Genomic DNA, 3,081 nt, shown 5'->3' on the forward strand with positions numbered 1-3,081 from the left:
GCTGATCAGAAAGCTCGTAACGGCCTGTCATATCGCCCTCCTGCTCAATGAACAGAGAGAGCGTAACATTTATGACTTTTCAGACAGAACCTAGTCTTAGGCAAACCCAGCACAATCAAACTTTATGTGCATTTAAGTCTATCGTGAAACTCACTAACATGAGCAGCTTAAAACTAACCTGTTGTCAGCTTCTCAAGCAGCTCATCAATTTCATCTTTAAGCTCGCCATCTTCAATTTTATTGGCGGTGATTTGGGCTTTTTTAAGATTATTGATTGCCGCGTCGGTCTGACCTAGCTCAACTTGCAGTTTTGCCATTGAGAACGCGATAGACGACATATGATCTTTCGAATTCACCGCCACGGCTTTTTCAAAGGCTTTTTCGTAGACAGCCAGCGCCTCGTCCAGCTCTTCAGTAAAGTCAGCTAGCGTTTCCCACTGCTCTGGATGGTCCTTATCGGTATTTTCGTTCTCGGTGCAGATCGCTTCCAACTGCGCATAGAGCGTATCGAAAGCCTCTCTATCCTCTTTATCGGCAGCCTTCATGAGTTTTTCAGCGAGTTCGTAAACCGCTTTGTATATTTTGGTATTAATCATTACTCACAGCCTTTTATTTACTGAAAATAAACAAGAAAAATTAATAAATAAGTCAGCTCATTTACTTATTTAGCGATAAACGATTTTTCGAACCTTGGTCATCAATCTGCTAAGCAGCTGAAAGTGAACGATTGCCACGCCCATTGAAGCGTTCTGGGTCTGTCTGAAGCGCCTTTCCACCATGGTTGCGCCATTATAGCCCAGGGTCATGCCCTTTCGGGTGGTCATTTTTCCGCTTTCGCTATTGGTAGCCAATGCGGAACTGCTTGATTAAAAAAACCGAGTTGGATTCTTTAAATGCTAGCTACTTCCGCTCCACTGCATTACGTATTGCCATATAAGGTCTGCCAGACCAACTAAAATTAGAGCAAAGATTCGCGGTACTGGTGCCGACCAAACCTTTTCCAACAAACGCACCTACTATACATCCATATGTGCCTGACTCACGCGCCAGTCCCAAAGAAGCGACAAGTGCTTGCTAGCCTTGTGCACTCAATTGTGGCCCAGCCAGGCGCTGTTTCTGTGCTTTGATAGCTACCGTCAGAAAGTCCTTAAGGGCATGAATCTTCACTACACCTCTCAGATCAGGGTGCATTAAAAACCACAGACCATATTCCAGCTCAGGGATAGGGTCGCTGAGCTGGATAATGTCCGGGTCTTCGTCCGCCAAATAACACGGTAGAACTGCTAACCCCATGTGAGAGCGAACAGCGCTAAATATGTTAACCAAAGTATCAACACGATAAACGCAGGCCGCCTTCAGACCATGCTTATCCATCCACTGATTTAGAGCTGAATCCTGTAGCCGCGGCCCTGCGCCAATCCAAGGCTGCCTGGCAAGGGTATCGATGGGGCCCCCTGGCGCTAGACCGAGGCTGCGATGCCCATAGACAGCTTGGCCAATCGTGGCGAGACGCCTACCAATTAGATTCTCAGGCGGAAGGTTGGAGGGCCGTATAGCAACGTCGGCCTCTCTGCGAGTTAGGTTGAACAATTGGTTAGAGACAGAAACGTCAAGCACGATGGCTGGGTACTGATCGCGGAATTGCGTGAACAGAGGCGCCAACAGCCCCATCAACAAGGAATCAGTTGTGGTGGTATAGATTTCCCCTCTCGGCTCCAGATCACGCCCGGCAACTTTACGTTCGGCGGCGAGAACAGCCTCATCCATCATCTTAGCCGCATCCGCGAGCTCCTCCCCTGCCAGCGTGGGCTGGTAACCAGTACGGCTCCTTTCAAAAAGAGTAACCCCCAAGCGCTGTTCAACTTCCCCCAACCGACGAAAAACAGTTGCATGGCTGACTCCTAAGGCACGCGAGGCTCCAGAAAGAGAGCCCGCGGTCGCGATGGCAAGGATGATCTCAAAGTCATTCCATGCCAGGTAACTACGCGTTTTCTGGGTAGTGATAGAGAGTTGCTTGCTCTTTTTATCTGTCCGTTTTTGCAAAGTCTTTTCTCACTTTTATGGAATAGTTTGCAGAATAAAACAATATTAGCATGCCTCTGACTCAACGAGATAAGCGAAGCACCCTACTACCAAGGGTGACGTTCTGGAGATCAGAGACATGACAAAGACAATAGAGAAGCAGTGCTTTAATAACGATAGCTCGTCAACTCGTTTGAACAACGAAGGCGTGGAAAAAAGGATCATTGGCGGCACGGAAACCATACCGCTTAGATACCAATATGGGCTGGGGGGCATCGATATTGAACAGGTACACCGGGATCAGAATCAGGCTAAACGAGAGTTTATCCGGGCTATTCTAAAATACCTACGACGCCAGCGCTGAAAAATGCCGTCCTCGCGCCGTCACTATGGCGAGCGCCTCTATTCGCTTGGAAACATTTCTTTGGTACGTAGTGCAAGCAGTTCATCGTTTTACCGCCATACATAGTTAGCAGTAAAGCTCCATGATGAACTCAGGCTGGCCAGTTTGTTCATCAATCTGCTCACCTAGTGAAATAAAACCATGCTGCTTATAAAAATTGATACTGGGTGAATTCTGGCTGTAGACACTGAGCTGTAAACACACCCTTCTGCTCTTGGCATCGTCAATCATCGCTGACCCAATACCTTTACCCTGCAAGCTTGGAGACACAAAAACGGCAGCCAACGTATTTCCATAGAGGCTATAGAACCCAGCGACTTGACCTTCAGACTCAAATACAAAGGTCTCCGATGCAGGGATGTATACATCACGCATTTCGCTAACTTTTGAATGCCAATATTCTGATCCAGCAAAGGAGTGAGCTTTAATCGAGGCTGAAAGCCAGATATCCAAAATGTGCTCAATATCTGCCTCCCGGTATTCACGAATCATCTAGATGTTCCTAATGATAGTCATCGGCGCCAAAGCGTTACTGAAAAGCTGCCTAGCCCTAGGATAGGTGAGTTATAGTCAAATCTGGTGGATGGCAGTCAGGCGGCAGTCCTGTCTGATTGATCGGTTACCTGCTCCCCATCCTGAAACCGGACGTTGTTCAC

4 protein-coding genes are annotated in these 3,081 nt (G+C 47.7%); 1 reads left to right on the plus strand and 3 read right to left on the minus strand.

Annotated elements, in window-relative coordinates:
• Positions 1-173: 173 nt before the first annotated feature.
• On the minus strand, positions 174-596 hold the full coding sequence (locus ACQKE4_RS20430; RefSeq protein ID WP_427390070.1) for a tetratricopeptide repeat protein: 423 nt from the start codon (positions 594-596) through the stop codon (positions 174-176).
• A gap of 478 nt (positions 597-1,074) precedes the next feature.
• The gene (locus ACQKE4_RS20435) at positions 1,075-2,043 is read right to left on the minus strand and encodes a LysR family transcriptional regulator (protein WP_427390071.1); all 969 of its coding nucleotides are present in this window, start codon (positions 2,041-2,043) and stop codon (positions 1,075-1,077) included.
• Between the two features lie 118 nt (positions 2,044-2,161).
• Here ACQKE4_RS20435 and ACQKE4_RS20440 point away from each other — a divergent pair, with 118 nt between their 5' ends.
• The gene (locus ACQKE4_RS20440; protein ID WP_427390072.1) at positions 2,162-2,386 is read left to right on the plus strand and encodes a hypothetical protein; all 225 of its coding nucleotides are present in this window, start codon (positions 2,162-2,164) and stop codon (positions 2,384-2,386) included.
• A gap of 105 nt (positions 2,387-2,491) precedes the next feature.
• Here the strand turns inward: ACQKE4_RS20440 and ACQKE4_RS20445 are convergent, their stop codons facing one another.
• Positions 2,492-2,917, minus strand: coding sequence for an N-acetyltransferase (locus ACQKE4_RS20445; protein WP_427390073.1), 426 nt, complete (start codon positions 2,915-2,917; stop codon positions 2,492-2,494).
• Positions 2,918-3,081 lie beyond the last annotated feature (164 nt).

The sequence above is a fragment of the Halomonas sp. NPDC076908 genome, from assembly GCF_050269715.1.
Taxonomy (GTDB): domain Bacteria; phylum Pseudomonadota; class Gammaproteobacteria; order Pseudomonadales; family Halomonadaceae; genus Vreelandella.